The sequence below is a fragment of the Vibrio anguillarum genome (assembly GCF_003390515.1).
GTDB classification, from domain to species: domain Bacteria; phylum Pseudomonadota; class Gammaproteobacteria; order Enterobacterales; family Vibrionaceae; genus Vibrio; species Vibrio anguillarum.
Genome location: NZ_CP031479.1, coordinates 3,028,553 through 3,030,205, shown reverse-complemented (window position 1 = coordinate 3,030,205; position 1,653 = coordinate 3,028,553). Strand labels below are relative to the sequence as shown.

Genomic DNA, 1,653 nt, shown 5'->3' with positions numbered 1-1,653 from the left:
CCCTTAGCCGGGCGTTATGCTTAATCCATAAAAATCAGCAGGTTGTGATTGTCGATTCCTTTGGCATTTCGTTCTGGTTTTGTCGGCAATTCAATATTGTTTGTCGCTGTCTAATGAAGCAGCAATGTATCTGGTGCTAAAAATTCAGTGTTATTGCCTCATTGCAATATTGAGTCTGCGCGGGGTGAATGTTGCTGGCTCAAGTCGTTTTGAGCAGTTTGGTGCCTTTACTTACAGGCTGAAAGTCAGTCGGCAATTGAGCATTGTTTTTCGCTGCCTAATGAAACGGCAATGTGTCTGTCGCTGTAAATTTCAGTGTTATTGCCTCATTGAGTTGTCGCGCCCATGCGTGGTGAGTTGGTTTGTCGGAGAGGGTCTCCACATTGGCCTAGTTGCTAAATGAAAGCCTGCATTGGTCAGTTCATAGGTAAAAGTTGAGCCAGTTCTAATTCAAGGAAACTCGGAGTTTGGCCAATGATTTCAGTTGGTTATCATTGATTTGATTCAAATGTAAAGTGTTGAAGCTTAAGCATAACAAACGCCTCAAGAGGGACTGTCAACGCGTAGCGTTTCCAGTCCCATTGAGCCGCGGTGGTTACGGTTGTTGTGGTTGAGTTTGGTGTTATGCGTTGCCAGCCCCTTAGGCGGGCGTTATACATTTTAATGGGTATGTGAGTATGGAAGTTGAAGTAAGAAGAGCTGAGCCTTCGGATGCAAGGGCAATAAAAGAAATCTATGAGTGTGAAAATGCCTATAAAGGGACATTGCAACTTCCCAATCCGTCACTGGAGTTGTGGGAAAAGCGCACCTCTAATCTACCAGATAATGTTTATGCTTATGTTGCGTTGTTAGACGGTGAAATCGTTGGTAATTTGGGTTTTGAGGTGTGTGCAAGCCCAAGGCGTCGACATGTTGGCTCTTTCGGTATGGGTGTTAAAGATAACGTCCAAGGAAAAGGCATTGGTAGCGCTTTGTTGGCAACGATAATAGATTTAGCGGATAACTGGCTAAATCTGAAACGTTTGGAGCTAACGGTTTATGTAGACAACGAGCGTGCAATTCATTTGTACAAAAAGTTTGGTTTTGAAATCGAGGGTGAGTCAAAAGATTACGCATTCAGACATGGAAAGTATGTAAATGTTTATCATATGGCTCGTGTTGCAAAAAATGTATAACAAAGCGTTTAAGACGGATTCACAACGCACGGCATTTTCGGTTTGATTCAGCTTAAGTGTTTACGGCACAATAGTTTAGGTTAGGTGACTGCGTTGTTCACCACTTAACGCGGCGTTATGCAACTCAGGGAAATTTAGGGGTTCAATCTTTTTAAATTTCTCCGGCCATTCGTTTTGCGTTGTCGGCAAATGAGCATTTTTACCCTAAAATTCGTGGTGAACTCAAGCCGTAAAACAGGCAAGGTTCTTTGTTTGCCTCAATCAGTTTTAGCGCTGGCGCGTTGTAAATTCAGTGGGCGCAAAGTGTGGAAAGGGCAAGTTTATCGAGTATTTCGCATTTGCTGAAAGTCTTGCTTGTTGAGTTTGTCTCATTCAAAAGCTTGGTTTGTTGTTGAAAGGTGGGCTTTGTTTTGGCGGCTTATTTATCACGGCTCCTACTTGGGTTGATTCTTGAATTACTCAACCATTGCAATCGTGG

At 43.1% G+C, this 1,653-nt stretch carries 2 protein-coding genes; both read left to right on the top strand.

All coding sequences use genetic code 11. From position 1 onward, the window contains the following. Positions 1 to 79: 79 nt before the first annotated feature. Positions 80 to 403 carry a DUF3709 domain-containing protein gene (locus DD616_RS16555; protein ID WP_080391470.1) on the top strand — a complete coding sequence of 108 codons (324 nt, stop codon included), beginning with the start codon at positions 80 to 82 and terminating at the stop codon, positions 401 to 403. Positions 404 to 677: 274 nt separating this feature from the next. Then, complete coding sequence (locus DD616_RS16550) at positions 678 to 1,175, top strand: GNAT family N-acetyltransferase (protein WP_058966912.1); 498 nt, start codon at positions 678 to 680, stop codon at positions 1,173 to 1,175. Positions 1,176 to 1,653: the final 478 nt, after the last annotated feature.